19 protein-coding genes and 2 pseudogenes are annotated in these 16,822 nt (G+C 70.3%); 7 read left to right on the plus strand and 14 right to left on the minus strand.

Annotated elements, in window-relative coordinates:
- Nucleotides 1–35: 35 nt before the first annotated feature.
- Nucleotides 36–800, minus strand: coding sequence for a ribosome maturation factor RimP (gene rimP, locus CIW48_RS07710; protein WP_149310279.1), 765 nt, complete (start codon nucleotides 798–800; stop codon nucleotides 36–38).
- Between the two features lie 361 nt (nucleotides 801–1,161).
- Entirely contained in the window at nucleotides 1,162–2,172 is a 1,011-nt protein-coding gene (locus tag CIW48_RS07715) for an aldo/keto reductase (protein WP_149310280.1), read from the minus strand.
- Nucleotides 2,173–2,377: 205 nt separating this feature from the next.
- Between CIW48_RS07715 and CIW48_RS07720 the strand changes: the two genes are divergently transcribed.
- From CIW48_RS07720 to CIW48_RS07730, 3 genes are all read left to right on the plus strand, one after another.
- Entirely contained in the window at nucleotides 2,378–3,295 is a 918-nt protein-coding gene (locus CIW48_RS07720; RefSeq protein ID WP_149310281.1) for a protein-methionine-sulfoxide reductase heme-binding subunit MsrQ, read from the plus strand.
- A 68-nt stretch (nucleotides 3,296–3,363) separates the two neighbouring features.
- Nucleotides 3,364–3,753 (plus strand): hypothetical protein, encoded by a 390-nt coding sequence (locus CIW48_RS07725; protein ID WP_173009206.1) that lies wholly within the window; start codon nucleotides 3,364–3,366, stop codon nucleotides 3,751–3,753.
- Nucleotides 3,754–3,863: 110 nt separating this feature from the next.
- Nucleotides 3,864–4,235, plus strand: a complete 372-nt coding sequence (locus CIW48_RS07730; protein ID WP_149310282.1) for a hypothetical protein — start codon at nucleotides 3,864–3,866, stop codon at nucleotides 4,233–4,235.
- 14 nt (nucleotides 4,236–4,249) lie between these two features.
- On the opposite strand, the gene CIW48_RS33170 is transcribed toward CIW48_RS07730, so the two are convergent.
- Nucleotides 4,250–4,426 carry a hypothetical protein gene (locus tag CIW48_RS33170; protein WP_164706367.1) on the minus strand — a complete coding sequence of 59 codons (177 nt, stop codon included), beginning with the start codon at nucleotides 4,424–4,426 and terminating at the stop codon, nucleotides 4,250–4,252.
- 137 nt (nucleotides 4,427–4,563) lie between these two features.
- Nucleotides 4,564–4,943: pseudogene (locus CIW48_RS07735) on the minus strand (DUF4174 domain-containing protein).
- A gap of 160 nt (nucleotides 4,944–5,103) precedes the next feature.
- Between CIW48_RS07735 and CIW48_RS07740 the strand changes: the two are divergent.
- Together CIW48_RS07740 and ssb are read left to right on the plus strand one after the other, a co-directional pair.
- Entirely contained in the window at nucleotides 5,104–6,123 is a 1,020-nt protein-coding gene (locus CIW48_RS07740) for an NADP-dependent oxidoreductase (protein ID WP_149310284.1), read from the plus strand.
- 168 nt (nucleotides 6,124–6,291) lie between these two features.
- Nucleotides 6,292–6,861 carry a single-stranded DNA-binding protein gene (gene ssb / locus CIW48_RS07745; protein WP_149310285.1) on the plus strand — a complete coding sequence of 190 codons (570 nt, stop codon included), beginning with the start codon at nucleotides 6,292–6,294 and terminating at the stop codon, nucleotides 6,859–6,861.
- A gap of 151 nt (nucleotides 6,862–7,012) precedes the next feature.
- Here ssb and CIW48_RS07750 read toward each other — a convergent pair whose 3' ends face one another.
- The 6 genes from CIW48_RS07750 to CIW48_RS07775 form a co-directional block, all read right to left on the minus strand.
- Nucleotides 7,013–7,480, minus strand: a complete 468-nt coding sequence (locus CIW48_RS07750) for a hypothetical protein (protein WP_149310286.1) — start codon at nucleotides 7,478–7,480, stop codon at nucleotides 7,013–7,015.
- A gap of 177 nt (nucleotides 7,481–7,657) precedes the next feature.
- Nucleotides 7,658–7,960 (minus strand): hypothetical protein, encoded by a 303-nt coding sequence (locus CIW48_RS07755; RefSeq protein WP_149310287.1) that lies wholly within the window; start codon nucleotides 7,958–7,960, stop codon nucleotides 7,658–7,660.
- 138 nt (nucleotides 7,961–8,098) lie between these two features.
- Nucleotides 8,099–8,413, minus strand: a complete 315-nt coding sequence (locus tag CIW48_RS07760) for a hypothetical protein (RefSeq protein ID WP_149310288.1) — start codon at nucleotides 8,411–8,413, stop codon at nucleotides 8,099–8,101.
- Between the two features lie 134 nt (nucleotides 8,414–8,547).
- Nucleotides 8,548–8,826 (minus strand): hypothetical protein, encoded by a 279-nt coding sequence (locus tag CIW48_RS07765; protein WP_149310289.1) that lies wholly within the window; start codon nucleotides 8,824–8,826, stop codon nucleotides 8,548–8,550.
- Nucleotides 8,827–8,934: 108 nt separating this feature from the next.
- A complete protein-coding gene (locus CIW48_RS07770; protein ID WP_149310290.1) occupies nucleotides 8,935–9,717 on the minus strand; it encodes an SDR family oxidoreductase in 783 nt (260 codons plus the stop codon).
- 213 nt (nucleotides 9,718–9,930) lie between these two features.
- On the minus strand, nucleotides 9,931–10,164 hold the full coding sequence (locus tag CIW48_RS07775) for a hypothetical protein (protein WP_246695158.1): 234 nt from the start codon (nucleotides 10,162–10,164) through the stop codon (nucleotides 9,931–9,933).
- 138 nt (nucleotides 10,165–10,302) lie between these two features.
- On the opposite strand from CIW48_RS07775, the gene CIW48_RS07780 reads away from it, so the two are divergent.
- Nucleotides 10,303–12,633 carry an FdhF/YdeP family oxidoreductase gene (locus CIW48_RS07780; protein ID WP_149310292.1) on the plus strand — a complete coding sequence of 777 codons (2,331 nt, stop codon included), beginning with the start codon at nucleotides 10,303–10,305 and terminating at the stop codon, nucleotides 12,631–12,633.
- 317 nt (nucleotides 12,634–12,950) lie between these two features.
- Here CIW48_RS07780 and CIW48_RS07785 read toward each other — a convergent pair.
- A pseudogene (locus tag CIW48_RS07785) lies at nucleotides 12,951–13,190 on the minus strand (NAD(P)-dependent oxidoreductase); the annotation flags it as partial.
- Between the two features lie 272 nt (nucleotides 13,191–13,462).
- A complete protein-coding gene (xth, locus tag CIW48_RS07790; RefSeq protein WP_149310293.1) occupies nucleotides 13,463–14,272 on the minus strand; it encodes an exodeoxyribonuclease III in 810 nt (269 codons plus the stop codon).
- A gap of 160 nt (nucleotides 14,273–14,432) precedes the next feature.
- Here xth and CIW48_RS07795 point away from each other — a divergent pair, with 160 nt between their 5' ends.
- Nucleotides 14,433–15,167: a lysophospholipid acyltransferase family protein gene (locus tag CIW48_RS07795; RefSeq protein WP_149310294.1), complete on the plus strand. Its 735-nt coding sequence runs from the start codon at nucleotides 14,433–14,435 to the stop codon at nucleotides 15,165–15,167.
- Nucleotides 15,168–15,179: 12 nt separating this feature from the next.
- Here CIW48_RS07795 and CIW48_RS07800 read toward each other — a convergent pair whose 3' ends face one another.
- On the minus strand, nucleotides 15,180–16,076 hold the full coding sequence (locus CIW48_RS07800; RefSeq protein WP_149310295.1) for an outer-membrane lipoprotein carrier protein LolA: 897 nt from the start codon (nucleotides 16,074–16,076) through the stop codon (nucleotides 15,180–15,182).
- A 277-nt stretch (nucleotides 16,077–16,353) separates the two neighbouring features.
- Nucleotides 16,354–16,822 (minus strand): DNA translocase FtsK (locus CIW48_RS07805; protein WP_281407331.1); only part of this gene is annotated, 469 nt, incomplete at its 5' end.

The raw sequence follows: 16,822 nt of genomic DNA on the forward strand, positions 1-16,822 counted from the left end.
TTCGGGCCGGCCGCTGGACGGCCGACGCTGGGGTCTCAGTGCAGGGAGTCGCGGTCCTTGAGCCGGGACGCCTTGGTGACGACCGGCTTCCTGGGACCGGCGCGGGCCGGATGCTTGGGCTTGGCCGCGGGGCTGGCCTTCTTCGGCCCCTGCGGCCGGAACGGGCTTCGCGCAGGCGGCGCCGCACCGTCCTCGGCCGGCGCCTCGTCCTCGGCCTCGTCATCCTCGTCACCGGGGGCCGGACCGCCGCGGCGGAGCGACTCGCGGATCAGCTCGTCGGTGAGGACGAGATGGGCCTCGGCGAGGTCCTTGAGCGGCAGGTCGATGCGGCTCGGCAGGCCTTCCTTCACGTCGGGCAGATCGATCGGCACGGTGAGGCCCGCCGGATCTGGCGCGCCGAGGATGCCGCGGAAGCGCTTGCGCCCGTCGAGCGGCGGGCTCAGCTCGACCTTGGCCTCGTAGCCGACCCAGCGGGCGAAATCCGAGACCCGCACCAGAGGCCGGTCGATCCCCGGCGAGGAGACTTCCAGGTTGTAGGCGCCCCCCACCGGATCGTCGACATCGAGGATCGGCGAGATCGCACGGCTCACCGCTTCGCAATCGTCGATGGTGAAGGTGCCGTCCGGCCGCTCCGCCATGATCTGCACGGTGCAGCCGTTGATGTTGGACATCTTCACCCGGACGAGCCGGAAGCCCAGGCCCTGGATCGGACCCTCGATTGCCTGCGCGACACGCGCAGCAACGCCGGCCTCGCGGACGAGGCGCTTCTCGGACAGATCCGCTTCGATCTCGGACGACATGGATTTGAGCGCGCAACCTTTGCGGCGTTCTGCCTGGCTCGCCCGCGGCGTGCGGTTCGCGCGGCGAAAAAAAAGAGCGGACCCGGTGGGGCCCACTCCCGAACCGCAGCCTTTCGACTGCCATCAGAACTGTTGAGGGATAGATAGCGACCCTTCGCCGGGAGCGCAAGGCAGATCCGCTGCACCGCGCGGCTCGGTTCTTCCAAATCTCGCCCTCATCCTGAGGTGCCGGAGCCCAGCGGAGGCTTCGAAGGAGCCCTCCAGCGGTCACAGCGATCCCTGGACCCCTCCTTCGAGGCCCGCTGACGCGGTCACCTCAGGACGAGGCGGTCGTTTGGAGATCGGCCGCTCTCAAGCGCCGTCAGCCGCTCCTCGGCACCCGCCCCTCCAGGGGATAGGCCGGATCGTTGTAGCCCGGCGTCGTCGGGTGACCGGCGGCGACGAACCCGTCGACCAGCGCCTCGTCCTCCGGGGTGAAGGCGTAGTCGAGGGCGCCGAGATATTCCTGCCACTGCGCTTCCGTGCGCGGACCGGCGATGACGCCGGTGACGAGGCGGTTGTTCAGCACCCAGGCGGTGGCGAACTGGCCGGCCGTGATGCCGCGGGCCTCGGCATGCTCCTTCAGCGTCCGGGCGATCCGCAGGGATTCCGGGCGCCACTCGGTCTGCATCATCCGCGTGTCCTGGCGGCCGGCACGGGATTCGGCCGGCGGCGGCGCGTCGGGGTCGTACTTGCCGGTGAGCACGCCGCGGGCCAGCGGCGAGTACGGCACGACCCCGAGACCGAAATGGGCGCAGGCCGGCAGATGCTCGGTCTCGGGCATGCGGTTGAACGCGTTGTAGTAGGGCTGGCTCACCACCGGCCGGTCGATGCCGAGCTCGTCGCAGAGCCGGCAGATCTCGGCGACCCGCCAGGACCGGTGATTCGAGACCCCGAAATGGCGGATCTTGCCTGCCCGCACGAGGTCGGCCATCGCCCGGACCGTCTCGGCCAGCGGCGTGTCGTGATCCTCCTTGTGGAGGTAGTAGATGTCGATGAACTCGGTGCCGAGACGGCGCAGGCTGTCCTCGGCCGCCTTCATCACGTGGACCCGCGACAGGCCGCGATCGTTGACGCCTTGCCCCGTCGGGTTGGCCACCTTGGTAGCCAGGATCCAGGCGTTGCGCTCAGGCCCGATCGCCCGGCCGGTGATCTCCTCGGAGCGCCCCTCCGTGTAGACATTGGCCGTGTCGATGAAGTTGATTCCCGCCTCCCGGGCGCTCCCGACGATGCGGCCGGCGGTGGCCTCGTCGGTGGGGCCGCCGAACATCATCGTGCCGAGGCAGATCGGCGAGACCTTAAGGCCGGAGCGGCCGAGATTGCGGTACTGCATGGGATCCATCCGATGTCCGTCGCCCCGCTATCTCGCTCCAGGGGCGGAGAGGTCAACCACACAGGTCAACGCATCCCTGTAACCGTTGCGCGGTCGCGGCGAACCGCCCCGTGGCGGCACCGATGGCCGGGGCAGCCGTTCCAGCCCTGGGCTTATCCCCCGAGCCGCACCGCCGTCGTCCACCGAGAAGCTACCGTTCTGATCCATGATCGATCGCCTGGCCGTCCCCCTCCCCTGGCTCGACCGAGCCGGCCGCCTGTCCTGGCTGAAGCTCGCGGTGTTCCTCGCCTGCATCGCGCCGGCCCTGTACCTCGCGGCCGCCTACCGGCTCGACGCCCTCGGCGCGAAGCCGATCACGGCGCTGATCCATGCCACCGGCGAGTGGGCGGTGCGCTTCCTGCTCTTCTCGCTGGCGATCTCGCCGCTGCGCCGCCTCGCCGACTGGCCGAAGGTCATCGTCGTCCGGCGCATGCTCGGCGTCACCGTGATGGCCTACGCGGTGGCCCATCTCACCCTCTACGCGGTCGACCAGAACCTGATCCTGACCAAGGTCGTCTCGGAGATCGCGCTCCGGCTCTACCTGACGATCGGCTTCGTGGCCCTGGTCGGCCTGATCGCCCTGGGGCTGACCTCCACGGACGCGGCGATCCGCCATCTCGGCCCGAACTGGAACCGGCTGCACCGGCTCACCTACACGATCGCCGTGCTGGCGCTGGCCCACTACTTCCTGCAATCGAAGATCGACGTCACCGACCCGGTCTTCTCCGCCGGGCTGTTCCTGCTGCTGATGGGCTGGCGGGCGATGCGGCGCTTCCAGTGGCCGGAACGGCCCTGGTCGCTCCTCCTCCTGGCGGTCCTCGCCGCCCTCGCGACCGCCGGGCTGGAAGCGGCGTGGTACGGTCTTGCCAGCGGCGTCCCGGCCAACCTCGTGCTCGCCGCCAACCTGGACTTTTCCGGCCCGATCCGGCCGGCTTGGTGGGTGCTGGCAGTGGGGCTGTCGCTGCCGGCCATGGCACTGGTGCGGGGTCCGAAGCCGCGCGCGGCCGGGCAGGCACCGAGCAGACGGCCGGCGCACCTGCCCCGCCGGGAGCCCACGCGGGAGGCCTTGTCGCCGCCGGCCTGATGCCGCAGAACCCGCTCCCGGTCCTCCGCCGCCGGCGGTTCCGGGCCCAGCGGAGCTTTCAAGACGCCATGCGCGGCACGCTTCTCCTGATCGCGGGCTTCCTCGCCTCGACCGCCGCCATGGCGGCCCCGCCCGCGAAGCCGGCCGCCAAGGCGGCCCCCGCCGCGCCAACCCAGGCGGCCCCCGCACCGGCCGCGGCGGCCTGCGCGCCGCCCGAGCCGCCGCCGGCCTCCGCCCGGCCGACAAAGCCGGCGCTTCCGGCCAAGCCCGCCTGCCTCGACGCCAAGGAGGGCTGCCCGGGCTGGGAGGCCTATAGCTACAACGACGCGATCAAGGCCTATAACCTGCAGGCGCAGGCCTTCCGCCCGATCGCCGAGGCCTACCTTCAGAAGCTCAACGCCTACGTGAAGGCGAGTGCGGACTACGCCCAGTGCGAAGTCAACGCGATGCAGAACTAGCCGGCTGAACGGCAGCCGACATCGCCACACGGCGGCGGTTCAGGCGCTCCGGCGCACCCTCCGGCGATGATGGCCGCGATCCCCGCGCGCCCGATCACGCCGAGGCCCCCGTGCCCGCTCGTCGTCTCCTCGTGCGCACCGGTATCTGCGCCCTGCTCCTCGCTGCCGGCCCGGCACTGGCCGCCGATTTCGACGGTCCCTATCCGCAGCCGCACGACTATGGCGGCCCCGCTCAGGAGGAGGAGCCCGAGCGCAGGCCGCCGCCTCCGCCGCCGCAGGCGGAACCGGAATTCCGAGGCCCCCGCTTCACCGCGGCGCCCCCCGACACGTGCCGGGAATTCGTGCGGCGTCGGTTCGATCCGGATGGCGCGCCGGTGCTGCGCCGGATGCGGGTCTGTGACGAGCCGGTCGTCGACCGCGGGCCGCCCCCGCCGCCGCCGGAGGACATCCCGCCCCGCCGCTGGGGCGGGCCGCGCTGGTAGCGTGGGGAGCCGGCTCAGATGCGGGCCGGCGCCTTCTTGAGGGCGGCCGCGAAGGCCTTGAGCTGACGGTTCAGATCCGCCAGCTCGTTCAGCGCGATGGTCTTGTGGCCGTCGCGGACCGCGCGCTCGATATCCTCGACCTGCAGGTCGACGAGGCGGCGGATGGCGGTGGCGACTTGTTGTCGAGTCATCGATTCGAGCGTCTCGTCCGAGCGTCCTGGCGGGCCTCAACGGACGGCCGATACGCGGCCGTCGACACGGTCCGGTGATAGGCGGGTAGGCTTAACCGTTGGTGTCCGCGACCTGCCTGTTCACAGGGGATCCGGCCCTACCGAGGCCCGCGCATCTCGGAGCGGCGCATCGGCATCGCGTCGATCATGGCGAACAGCGTCTGCGGCGCGATCGGGGTCGCGGCAGTGAGCTTGGCGCCCCCGTCCTTCCCGATCAGCACGGCCCGGAAGCTGTCAGCTGGAAGGCCGAGCCGGTCGCGCAGATCCCGCGCCTCCGCCCCGGAGCCGATCGCCTCCAGCACCACGAGGTCGCGCTCGGCCGCGCCGGTGCGGACCGAACCTAGGGCCGCCCGCTGCGCCCGGAGCTGCGCATCCCCGGCCTCGGGCGCCGAGAGGACCAGCACCCGCGCGCGGTCGCGATAGTCGTCAAGTCGCGATAGTCGTCAAGGGGACCGGCCAGGGCAGCCCCCGCCGCCATCGCCGCCAGCCCGAGACCCAAAGCCGTTTCCCGCATGCCGACGCTCCCTGCTCACGCGACGAGACAACGCGCGACCGGCCCGCGCGATCACCGCCGCGCCTTTGCCTCCGCGGCCCGGCGCCCCAGATCGGGTGCGACAGCCAGTCTCCGGGAGTCCGCCATGACCACTGCCATGAACCGCCGCATCGTCCTGGCCTCGCGCCCGCACGGCGAGCCGCGGCCCGAGAACTTCCGCCTGGAGGAGGTCCCGGTGCCGCAGCCCGGACCCGGTCAGGTCCTCCTGCGCACCCGCTGGCTGTCCCTGGACCCCTATATGCGCGGCCGGATGAGCGACGCGAAATCCTACGCGACCCCGGTCGAGATCGGCGCGCCGATCACCGCCGAGACGGTGGGCGAGGTCGTCGCCTCCAACCATCCGGATCACGCCGTGGGCGACCTGCTGACGGCCTTCGCGGGGTGGCAGGAGTACTTCGTCACCGATGGAAAGGGCTCGCGCAGGGTCGATCCCGATGCCGCCCCGCCCTCGACGGCCCTCGGTGTGCTCGGGATGCCGGGCATGACCGCCTATACCGGCCTTCTCAATATCGGCCGGCCAAAATTCGGAGAGACCGTCGTGGTGGCCGCCGCCGCCGGCCCCGTCGGTTCCCTAGTCGGTCAGATCGCCAAGATCCACGGCGCCCGCGCCGTCGGGATCGCGGGCGGTCCGGAGAAGTGCCGCTACCTCACGGAGGAGCTCGGCTTCGACGCCGCGGTCGACCATCGCGGATCCGACCTGCCCGGAGCGCTGGCCGCCGCCTGCCCGAAGGGGATCGACGTGTATTTCGAGAATGTCGGCGGCGCGGTCTTCGCAGCCGTGATGCCGCTGCTCAACCCGTTCGCGCGGATCCCGGTCTGCGGCCTCGTCTCCGCCTACAACGCCACCGAGGTGCCTCCCGGCCCAGACCGCCTGCCCGGCCTGATGCGGGCGGTCCTGACCAACCGGCTGCACATCCAGGGTTTCATCGTCTGGGATTTCGCCGAGCAGGCGGAGACGTTCCGCAAGGAGGTCGGCAGCTGGATCCACGACGGGCGCGTCCGCTACCGCGAGGACGTGGTCGAGGGGCTGGAGAGCGCTCCGGAGGCGTTCATCGGCCTGTTGAAGGGCCGGAATTTCGGTAAGCTTGTCGTGCGCGTCGCCTGAGGGCGTCTTGCTGCCGACTGGGAACAGAGGTAGAACAAACGGACCCGGCGGCGCTGCGGAAAGCGGGCACAAGCCCGCTCCGCAGGTTGCCGCTCCGGAGGCCCGGGCGCATGGTTCGCGCACCGCCGGGCAGATGCCCTGTGAGATCCGTACGACGAGGAGAGAGCGATGGCGGGCAGCGTCAACAAGGTGATTCTGGTGGGCAATCTCGGGCGCGATCCCGAGATGCGCCGCCTCGGCTCGGGCGACCCGGTCTGCAACCTGAGGCTCGCGACGTCGGAGTCGTGGAAGGACAAGGCGACCGGCGAGCGCAAGGAGAAGACCGAGTGGCACTCGGTCGTGATCTACAACGATAACCTCGCCCGCGTGGCCGAGCAGTACCTGCGCAAGGGTTCGAAGGTCTACATCGAGGGCCAGCTGCAGACCCGGAAGTGGACCGACAATTCCGGTGTCGAGAAGTACACGACCGAGGTGGTGCTCCAGCGCTTCCGCGGCGAGATGACGATCCTCGACGGGCGCGGCGGCGGCGGCGACTTCGCCGGCGAGGAAGAGGGCAGCGGCCAGATCAGCCGCGGCGGCGATTTCGGCGGCGGCCGGGGCGGTGAGCGCGGCGGCGATTTCGGCGGCGGCCGCGCTCAGGGCGGCGAACGGCGACCGGCCCCAGCCTCCTCGGGCGGTGGTGGCGGTGGCGGTGGCAGCCGCGGCGGTTACGACCTCGACGACGACATCCCCTTCTAGGATCTTTTCCGCCCCCAGCGGCTGCGCCGTTTCACCGTGTCATCCCGGGGCCGCGCAGCGGAGCCCGGGATCCAGACCCGCCGACGCGCCAAGATTGCGCGTCGGTGACGGTTCCGGGTTGCCGGCCTTCAATGCCCCGGAACGCCGCCGTTCAGCCCTTGAGCTGCTTGTTGCAGGCCGAGTAGTAGCCGCCGCCCTTCTCGATCCACTTCATCCCGCCGAGAGTGCCGGCGGCCTTGGCGGCGTTGTAGCTGTCGAGGCAGGTGTGCATCCGGGCCTTGCCGGCCGATTCCTTGGCGTATTTCGGATCGATGGCACGGGGATAGGAGGCCGGCCCGGATGCGGCGGACGGCGCCGTCCCGGCGCGCGAAGCCGTCGCCGGCGGCGCGGTGGTCGCCGCGGTCGGCGAGACCGGGTTGGGTGCGGTCGTCGTCGCGGTGTCGGCCGCCGCACCGCATTCGGCCTTGCGGAAGTCGTTCCACTTCTGCCCGTTGAGCGTCCCCGCCTGCTTGGCGGCCTGGTACTTCACCGAACAATCCTTGGCGGAGAGCGCCGCAGCCGGCGAGGCTCCGGCGGCCAGGCCGACAATCATCAGGGATGCAAATACATAGCGGCTCATGACGAAAAATCTCCGGGACACTATGTGGCGTCCCGGAAGAGATTAATACAGCTCTTTATCGCCGTGAATATGCGTCTGACCGTTCCGGCGGGACAAGGAGGCGGTAGTGCCTTGATCCGGCACAAGCGGAGTGGGCTGTCGCGCCGAGCATGTCACGGCGGCCCGGACGGTCGCGGGTCACCAGCCGCCGTAGGACCGGCGCGGGCCGTCGTAACCGCCGTAACCGCGCTCGGGGCCACCGTAACCCGGCCGGCCGCCATAGGGCCCGCGGGGGCCGCCCCAGCCCCAGCCGCGATCGTTGGGCCGGCAATGGCCCCAGGGATTGGGGTGGAAGCCCGGGCCGCAGCCGCCGGCCACGCGCTCGATCACAACCCCGGCATCCGGCGGTCCGTAGCCGAACGGTGCCGCGTGCGCCGCCGTGGCGGTTGCGAGACCCGCCGTCACCACCGCGACCAGACCGAGCATCTTGGAGCGCATCATCACACGATCTCCTGAACCTGCGGACCGGGTTCGCCGGGCCGATGACAGGAGGATGCGCCGGCCGCTCTGAACCGGGGCGGGCCCCGGCATTCATCAATCCGACGGCATCGGAGGGTCCGGCCGCACGTGACGGGTCGGTCAAGCGGCCTGACGCTGGATCTGGGCCGGTGCGCCCGCGCGTGAGCGCGCGAAGAGATCGGCGCCGAGCGCAGGGCCCGCGGCCTTGACCAGCGTGGCCTCGTCGCAGGACCGCGCGACCTTCAGGCCGACCGCCTCGAGCCGCGCGTGGTCCGCGCAGTAGGCGGCGATCCGGGCGCGGCCGTAGGCGGGCATCGGCGCGAGCAGCCGGTCTCGCTCCGCGTCGTCGGCGCGGAACAGGGCCGAGATCAGCTCGATCGGAACCGGATACCGGGCCAGGGCGCTGGGGTGGGGTCGGTTGCCGTCGCGCGCCATGCGTGCTCCTCCGCTTCGCTGTGCGGTGGAAGGTTCGGCAACCATAGTTAACGATCAGTTGTGATTGCCCGAATACCGGCGCCGCTTCAACCGGCGCCAGGTCGAACCGCCTTAACGGTCGACGTGTGGACGTCTCAGCGGCGCGGCGGGTTCACCCAGGATCCGCCGGCGACACGGTCCGGCCGATCCGCTCCGGAAGGCGGGAGCCGGAACTGTGCATCCACCCAGCGGGAGGCCACGCCCGACGCCGCCGGCGCGATCGACCCGGTCGTGTCCGGGTCGGCCCAGATGGGAGCGCTCTCGGCGACCCGCGACGGCGGCGCGGCCGGATCCGGCAGGTTCCGCTCGTAGCCGACGACGACCGCCGCGAGCGAGATCGACACCAGGAGGAACGCTAGACCGTCGACGATCATGGAGCCGAGTCTCGGCATGGTATCCGCGCCTTTTGACCAAGCCTCCGAGCTACGGCGACAGGGTTAACGAACTCTGTCCGGACACCGCAGATGGGGCCGGCGGCGCGTTCAGGCGTTTCGCTCACCCCGCAGCGTCTTCAGGCCGATGCCCGTCGCCTCGAAGCCGCCGTCCACGGCGAGCTGCTGCCCGGTGATGAAAGAGGCGCGCTCCGAGCAGAGGAAGACGATCGCCTCCGCGAGTTCCGTCTCCAGCCCGTAACGTCCGAGCGGCACGGCGTCGTGATAATCCGCGCGGATCTCGGGGCTGTGGACCGCCTTGGCCATCGCGGTGTCCACCGGGCCGGGGGCAACCGCATTCACGCGGATCCCGTGCTGGGCCAGTTCGACCGCCTGCTGCTTGGTGAGTTGCGCCAGCGCCGCCTTGCTGGTGCCGTAGGCCGTCCGCAGCGTCGAGGCGCGCAGGCCCGAGATCGAGGTGATGTTCACGATGGCGCCGCCGCGCTCGGATAGGAGCGGGACGGCCGCCTGCGTACACAGGAACGCGCCGGACAGGTTGACGGCCAGCACCCGCGACCAGTCGGCGAACGTGGTCTCCATCAGCGGCTTGAAGATCGCGATGCCGGCATTGTTGACCAGGGCGTCGAGACGTCCGAACCGTTCGGCGACCTGCCGGATCGCCGCCGCCACCGCATCGGGCTCGGAGACGTCGGCCGTCACCGCCAGCGCGGATTCTGGACGGCCGAGCCGCTCGGTCGCCGCCGCCACGCCCGGCCCGTCGATGTCGAGCAGGGCGACATTCCAGCCGTCCGCGAGGAAGCGGGTTGCGGTGGCCAGCCCGATGCCGCGGGCAGCGCCCGTCACCAGCGCGGTCCGGACTTGGGCGTCGCTCATCATCGTCTCCGTCGGGGTCGGCCGCGCCCGGATGGCACAGCGCAGCGTTCGAGTCCGCAGCGGCGCGATCGCAGCGTGCCGGGCCCGGGAGGCCTGCAGGGCCGTCCCGCCGTTGAGAACCGATCCGCGGTTAAGGTCTGATTGATCGCACGGGCGCCGTCGAGGGTCTCCTCGAACATCGGCCTCACGACGATTGCTGTTCGGGGCCGCCGTTCAGATCCGGTCGAACCGGTCGTTCGCCGCGCTCCGGTGCGTGAACAGGCGGATCAGGCCGAGGCCGATCAGGCCGGTCGCCCCGGCCAGGATCATCGCCGGCCGGACGCCCGTGCGCGCCGCGACGCGGTCCAGCGCAACCTCCAGGCTTCCCGCGATATTGGCGGCCAGCGGCACGACCTGCGTATCGAGGAACAGCTTCGGGCTCGACGGGCCGGAAGGCTTTTTCAGCATATAATCTCGGCCGACGGCCATACTAACCTCCGTTAGGATCAAACTATTCTCGCGAACAAAGCATCACGCCCGCGGTTTCAACGGAGAACGTCGCGACGCGGCCGCTGTATCCCGGCGGCACGATCCGGAGATCGCCCCTTGGACAAGCCCGAATTCAAGCCCTACCGCCTCCCCGCCGGCGGGTGGGGCTCGGCCCTCTCGGTCGGCAACATCCTGCGGCGTGAGGGCGTCCTGGCGAGCGGACCGATCGCGCTCAGCCGGCACAACAAGGTCGACGGCTACCAGTGCAACAGCTGCGCCTGGGTGAAGCCGGCGAATCCACTTCCCTTCGAATATTGCGAGAATGGCGTAAAGGCCGTGGCGTGGGAACTCACCGCCCATCGCTGCACACCGGACTTCTTCGCCACCCACACGGTCACGGAGCTGCTGGACTGGGACGATTACCAGCTGGAGCAGACCGGCCGCCTGACCCATCCGCTGCGCTACGACCCGGCCACCGACAAATACGTGCCGGTCTCCTGGGGCCACGCCGTCGAGGAAATTGCCCGCGCATTGCGCGCCGTTGAGGACCGGCAGAAGGGTACCGCGTTCTACAGCTCGGGCCGCCTGTCGAACGAGGCGAGCTACCTCTACCAGCTCTTCGCTCGGCTCTACGGCAACAACAACCTGCCGGACTCGTCCAACATGTGCCACGAGACGACTTCGGTGGCGCTGCCCGCGAGCATCGGCCAGGCCGTGGGCTCCGTGTCGCTCGACGACTTCGCCCTTTCCGACTGCATCATGTTCTTCGGACAGAATCCCGGCAGCAATGCGCCGCGGATGCTGCATCCGCTTCAGGAGGCGAGCCGGCGCGGCGTTCCGATCATCACCTACAACCCGCTGCGCGAGCGCGGGCTGGAGCGGTTCCTGAACCCGCAATCGCCCACCGAGATGCTCACCGGGAAGGCGACGCGCATCAGCTCGCAATACCATCAGGTGAAGGCGGGGGGCGATCTGGCCGCCATCGCCGGCATCTGCAAGGCGGTTCTCGCCCAGCATGACGAGGCCCGCGCCCGGGGCGGCGACGCCGTCCTCGACGAGGCCTTCATCCGCGACAACACCCACGGCTTCGACGCATTCGCCACCTGGCTGCGCGCCCAGAACTGGGACGAGCTGGAGCGCCGCTCGGGCCTCCACCGGGCCGACATGGAATCGACCGCCCACGTCTATTGCCACGCGAAGGCGGTGATCGGCGTCTACGGCATGGGTCTGACCCAGCATCGGGCCGGGGTCGAGACCGTCCAGATGCTGGTGAACCTGCTGCTGATGCGCGGCAATATCGGCCGCTCCGGCGCCGGGATCTGCCCGATCCGCGGCCATTCCAACGTGCAGGGACAGCGCACGATGGGCATCACCGAGAAGCCCGAGCTGTTCGACCTCGACCGGCTGGGACGACAATTCAATTTCGAGCCGCCCCGCGAGCCGGGCTACAACACCGTCGAGGTCTGCGAGGCGGTCCTGCGGGACGAGATCCGCGCCTTCGTCATGCTGGGCGGCAACTTCGCCCGCGCCATCCCCGACCACGGCCAGATGGAGCCGGCCTGGCGCCGGATTCCCCTCACCGTCAACGTCATCACCAAGCTCAACCGAACCGCGCTGTTGCCGGGCGCGATCAGCTACATCCTGCCGGTGATCAGCCGCCTGGAAATCATCGAGACATCCAAGGGCCAGCAGGTGCTCTCCATGGAGGACACTTCGGCCTGCGTGCACGGCAATCGCGGCCTGCGCCGGCCGGCCTCGCCGCACCTGATCAGCGAGATCCGGCTGATCTGCGAGCTGGCGCAGCGCGTGCTCGATCCGAATCCGCGCGTGCGCTGGGAGGCCTACAGCGAGGATTACGCCGAGATCCGCCGGGAGATCGGCGAGACGTTGCCGGACTCGTTCTGGGATTACGAGCGGCGCATGTGGGAGCCCGGCGGCTTCCAGCGCGACCTGCCGGCGAACCGGCGCGAATGGCACACGGAATCGGGCCGGGCCAATTTCGTCACGCCGACGGGGCTCGACGAGGATGCGGACATGCCCGATGTCGGGCACGACTCCCTGCGCCTGATGACGTTGCGCAGCAACGACCAGTTCAACACCACGGTCTACGGCTATTACGACCGCTTCCGGGGCATCAAGAACACCCGGAAGGTGGTGCTGATGAACCGCTCGGACATCGACCGGCGGGGCCTCAAGATCGGCCAATCCGTCACGCTGCGGACGGTCGCCGACGACGGCGTGGACCGCAAGCTCTCAGGCCTGCTGGTCGTGGCCTACGACATCCCGATCGGCTGCATCGGCGGCTACTACCCCGAATGCAACGTGCTGATGCCGATCTGGCACTACGCGACCGGCAGCAAGACGCCCGCCGCCAAGTCCATCCCCGTCACGGTCCACGCCGACGGCGATGCGGTTCTCGCGCCGCAGCTCGAATACGCCACCGGGTGAGCACACGGCGGAGAGCGCCTGCGCGGCCATTGCCCGGCATCGCGGGAACACGGCGCGCCCCGGGCCGGCCGTTGGCTCCGGTGCCGTCCTCGCGCGCAGCAATCCAGCGGCGCCGCGGGCACGGATGTCGCGCTGCCCTGGGCCGCTTCGGCCTGAGTCGCTTCGGTCGGCGCGTGTTTGACGGGAGTGTCGCCTCGGCGCCGGCGGGCGGCAACCCGAGGCCGATCGGAGCATCGGCTGGATCGGCGTCCAGACCGGTCTCGGTACGACGTCGTTCACCCGGCTCCCCTGAGGAGCCAGCAGGTTCGATCGGCTTCGAGATAGGAAATCGCCACGTCGGCACCCTCGCGGGCATAAGCGATGGCCACCGCCCGGCCGATGCCGGACTCCCCGCCCGTGATCAGCGCCGCCCGGCCAGCGCGAAGCCCCTTGCCGACGCAGCTCTCCTCGCCGTCATCACGGCGCGGCGTCATCCCCGTGGTCAGGGTCGGGCGGGGTTGCTGTTGGTCGCCGGAAAAAGACGGGCGCGGACCGGCCGCGCGAGGGCCGTCGGTCATCGGGGGCGGCTCCTCGTCGTGGACGATCACACGCGAACTCAGGCCGCCCCGGCTGTCGCCGCCTGCGCCCGGCCGTCAAAGGCCGGGCGCAGGTACCGGATCGTCTCAGAAAGCGCGGGTGCGTCCGGCCGGCTGGCCGCCGTAACGGCGGCGCAGGTAGGACACGACCTTGGGAAGGAGGAAGGCGATCAGGATTTTGCGCATCGGGGCTCGCTCACATCACGGGTTCGTGAGCGGGCAATGCTCGGACAGCGCCGCAGTTCCGCCCCCGCTCACAGCTCCAGCGTCAGGGTCACCGGGACATGGTCGGAAGGGCGCTCCCAGGCGCGGGCCTCGCGCAGCACCTCGACCTTGCGGACAGTCCCGGCGAGGTCCGGCGAGACCCAGAGGTGATCCAGGCGCCGGCCCTTGTTGGCGGCCGACCAATCGGGGGAGCGGTAGCTCCACCACGTGTAGATCTTCTCCGGCTCCGGGGTGAGGTGGCGCGCCGTGTCGATCCAGCCCGCCTCGCCGCGCAGGATCTCCAGCGCCTCCGTCTCTGCGGGGGTGTGGCTCACCACGTCGAGGAGCTGCTTGTGCGACCAGACATCGTGCTCCAGCGGCGCGACGTTGAGGTCGCCCATCAGGATGGCCGGGCCGGAGACGCGCTTCCCGCCCCAGGCGCGCAGCTCGGCCAGGAAGTCGAGCTTGTGGGCGAATTTCGGGTTGAGGTCACGGTCCGGCACGTCGCCCCCGGCCGGGACGTAGAAATCGTGCAGCACGATGCCCGAGGCGGCCCCGGCCTCCGGTCCGAGCACCGCCGAGATGTGGCGGGCATCCGGCCGCTCGCAAAAGCCCATCACGCTGCGGGTATGCAGGGGGAGGCGGGAGAGGATCGCGACGCCGTTATAGCCCTTCTGCCCGGCGAACATCACGTGCTCGTAGCCGGAGCCGCGCAGGGCCTTCAGGGGGAAGGCGTCGTCCGGGCACTTGGTCTCCTGGAGGCAGAGCACGTCCGGCTTGTGCTCGGCCAGGAAGCGCAGCACCAAGTCGATGCGCAGCCGCACGGAGTTGATGTTCCAGGTGGTGACGGTGAATTGCACGGGCGGCGCTGGGGTTCGGACGGTGTTGCGCTCCGATAGCCGATTTCGCGGCCCGCGACAGTCCGCTCACCGTCAGTCGGGCAAAAGGCCGTGCGCACGCGACCGGTAGGCGCTATGCCCAGACCCCGCCCTGTCCCGGGCCCCTCGTCGAGGCCCTGCCATGGCATATGCCCGCTCCCTCCTGTTCGCCGTCTACTGGGCCGCCTGGACGACCCTGTTCCTCGCGCCGCTGGCGATCTTCCTCTTGTCCGGATCGCCGCAGCGGCCGATCCGCCGGGCGACGCGGCTCTGGGCGCGCGGGATCCTGGTCGGGCTGCGGCGCATCGTCGGGCTGCGCTACATCGAGGAGGGCCGCCAGCACCTGCCGGCCGAACCCTGCCTGATCGTCGCCAATCATCAATCGACCTGGGAAACGCTGGCCTTCCTGGTCCTGGTGCCGGACGTGGCGATCGTCGCCAAGCGGGAGCTGCTGGCGATCCCAGTGGTCGGCTGGTTCCTGCGGCGCTCGCCGATGATCGTCATCGACCGCGCCAACGGCACCCAGGCCCTGCGCACCATGATCGACGGCGGCCGGGAGGCGGTGGCGGCAGGCCGATCGGTGCTGATCTTCCCCGAGGGCACCCGGGGCGGGATCGACGCCCCCCTGCGCTTCAAGCGCGGCGTCGAATTGCTCTACGGCCGGCTCGGCCTGCCGGTGGTGCCGGTGGCGCTCAATTCCGGCCTGTTCTGGCCCGGAGGTGCGGCGACCCGGTCCGGCACGGTGGTGGTGAGCTACCTGGCCGCCCTGGCCCCCGGCCTGCCGACCGCGGAGTTCCTGCACGGCACGGAAGGCGCGATCGATCGGGAATTGAACCGGTGGCGGCCCGGCGGCGTGGCCGGGCTCAGCGCCTCCTGAGGGCAGATCCCGTCACTGCTGCGACTGCTGGATCTGCTGCTGCATCGCCTTGTCCTCGGCGCGCCCGTAATTGATGAAGAACAGGCTGCCGTCGACGCTCTTGCCCTTCTGCAGGTTCGAGAGCGTCACCGTGGTGACGTAGCCCTGCGGGTCGGTGATCCGCCATTGCGACAGGGTCTTCATCTCGGCATCGAAGAACAGCTGGATCTTCGAGGTGCCGCCGAGGGTGGCGCGGTCCTCCAGGCTGATGCGCACGCCGCCCGGGTCGTTTGCCACGTCGGTGACGGTGAGGTCGCGGGCGAGGTCGATCTTCTCGCGCAGCAGGAATTTCAGCGGCGTCTGGGCGATGAAGTAGAGGTCCTGGGTGTTGAGCTTGCGGTCGCGCACCGCCACCGAGGTGCCGTCGGCGATCACCTCCAGCGGCGAGGGCTGGTCGTAGTCGAAGCGCAGGCGGCCGGGCTTGGCGAGCGTCAGCTTGCCGCCGATCCGGCGCCCGTCGGCGCCGATCTGCATGAAGCTGCCCGTCAGGGTGCCGATGCCGTTGAAGTAGGCGTTGGCCTGCGCCAGCAGCGTTGCGGGATCGGCCGAGTCACCGGTGACGATCGCCGTCGGCGCACCCACCGCCGCGACCTTCGGCTCGGTCGGCTTGCGGTCGGCCTTGTCGGTGGCCTTTCCGGATTTTGCGCTGCCGGGCTTCGCCTCCTTGCTCGCCTCCTTAGCCTTGGGCGTGGGCTTCTTGGCCGGCGCGGGCGCCGCCGGGGCGGCCTCCGACTGAGGGGCAGGCTCCTCCTTGTGGCCGAACAGGCTGTCGATGAAGGCGCCCACCTGCGCCGCGGCCGGGTTGGCGGTCGCGAGCCACAGCCCGGCGGCGATCACGGAGCCGGCTGTGCGGATGCGGCGGCCGATCATCGGCAGAGTCTCCTGAGGAGCCGCTGGTGGGCTCCGGCGGCGAGCTGAGGGCGGAACATGACGTTTGCAGGCCGATGCGGAAGTCTCGGCGCCCCCGTCCTTGCGAGCGGAGCGAACCAATCCAGGAGCGCCACGGCCCCGGATGGCGCGCTGCCCAGGATTGGTTCGCTCCGCTCGCAAGGATGGGCGGGTTTCGCAGCGGCCCGTTAGAACCTCGCCCTGTGGCGAAGATGCGACGTCCGGGCCGCCCCCGTGGGGAAGCGGCCCGGACAGCGTCTCACTCGTCGTCGTACATGCCGCTCGACATGTGCGGCGCGCCGGCGACCAGGATCTCGCGCTTGCCGGCATGGTTGGCCGGGCCGACGATGCCCTCGATCTCCATCCGCTCCATGATCGAGGCGGCGCGGTTGTAGCCGATCTGCAGACGGCGCTGGATGTAGCTGGTCGACGCCTTCTGGTCGCGCAGCACCACCTCGATCGCCTGCTTGTAGAGGTCGTCGGACTCGCCGCCGGTCGCCGCCGCGAAGGCGCCGATGTCGAAGACAGGGGCCTCCTCCTCGGGTTCGTCGGAGCGCTCGGCCTTGTCGGCCGCGGCGGCCTTGCCCCGGCCGGACCGGCCGCCCTCCTTGGCGGGCTCATCGGACGCATCGTCGGCGGTGACGGCGTCGAGGTAGCTGGGCCGGCCCTGGCGCTTGAGGTGGGCGACCACGGTCTCGACCTCGCTGTCGGAGCAGAACGGCCCGTGC

This window comes from Methylobacterium sp. P1-11, assembly GCF_008329595.1.
Taxonomy (GTDB): domain Bacteria; phylum Pseudomonadota; class Alphaproteobacteria; order Rhizobiales; family Beijerinckiaceae; genus Methylobacterium.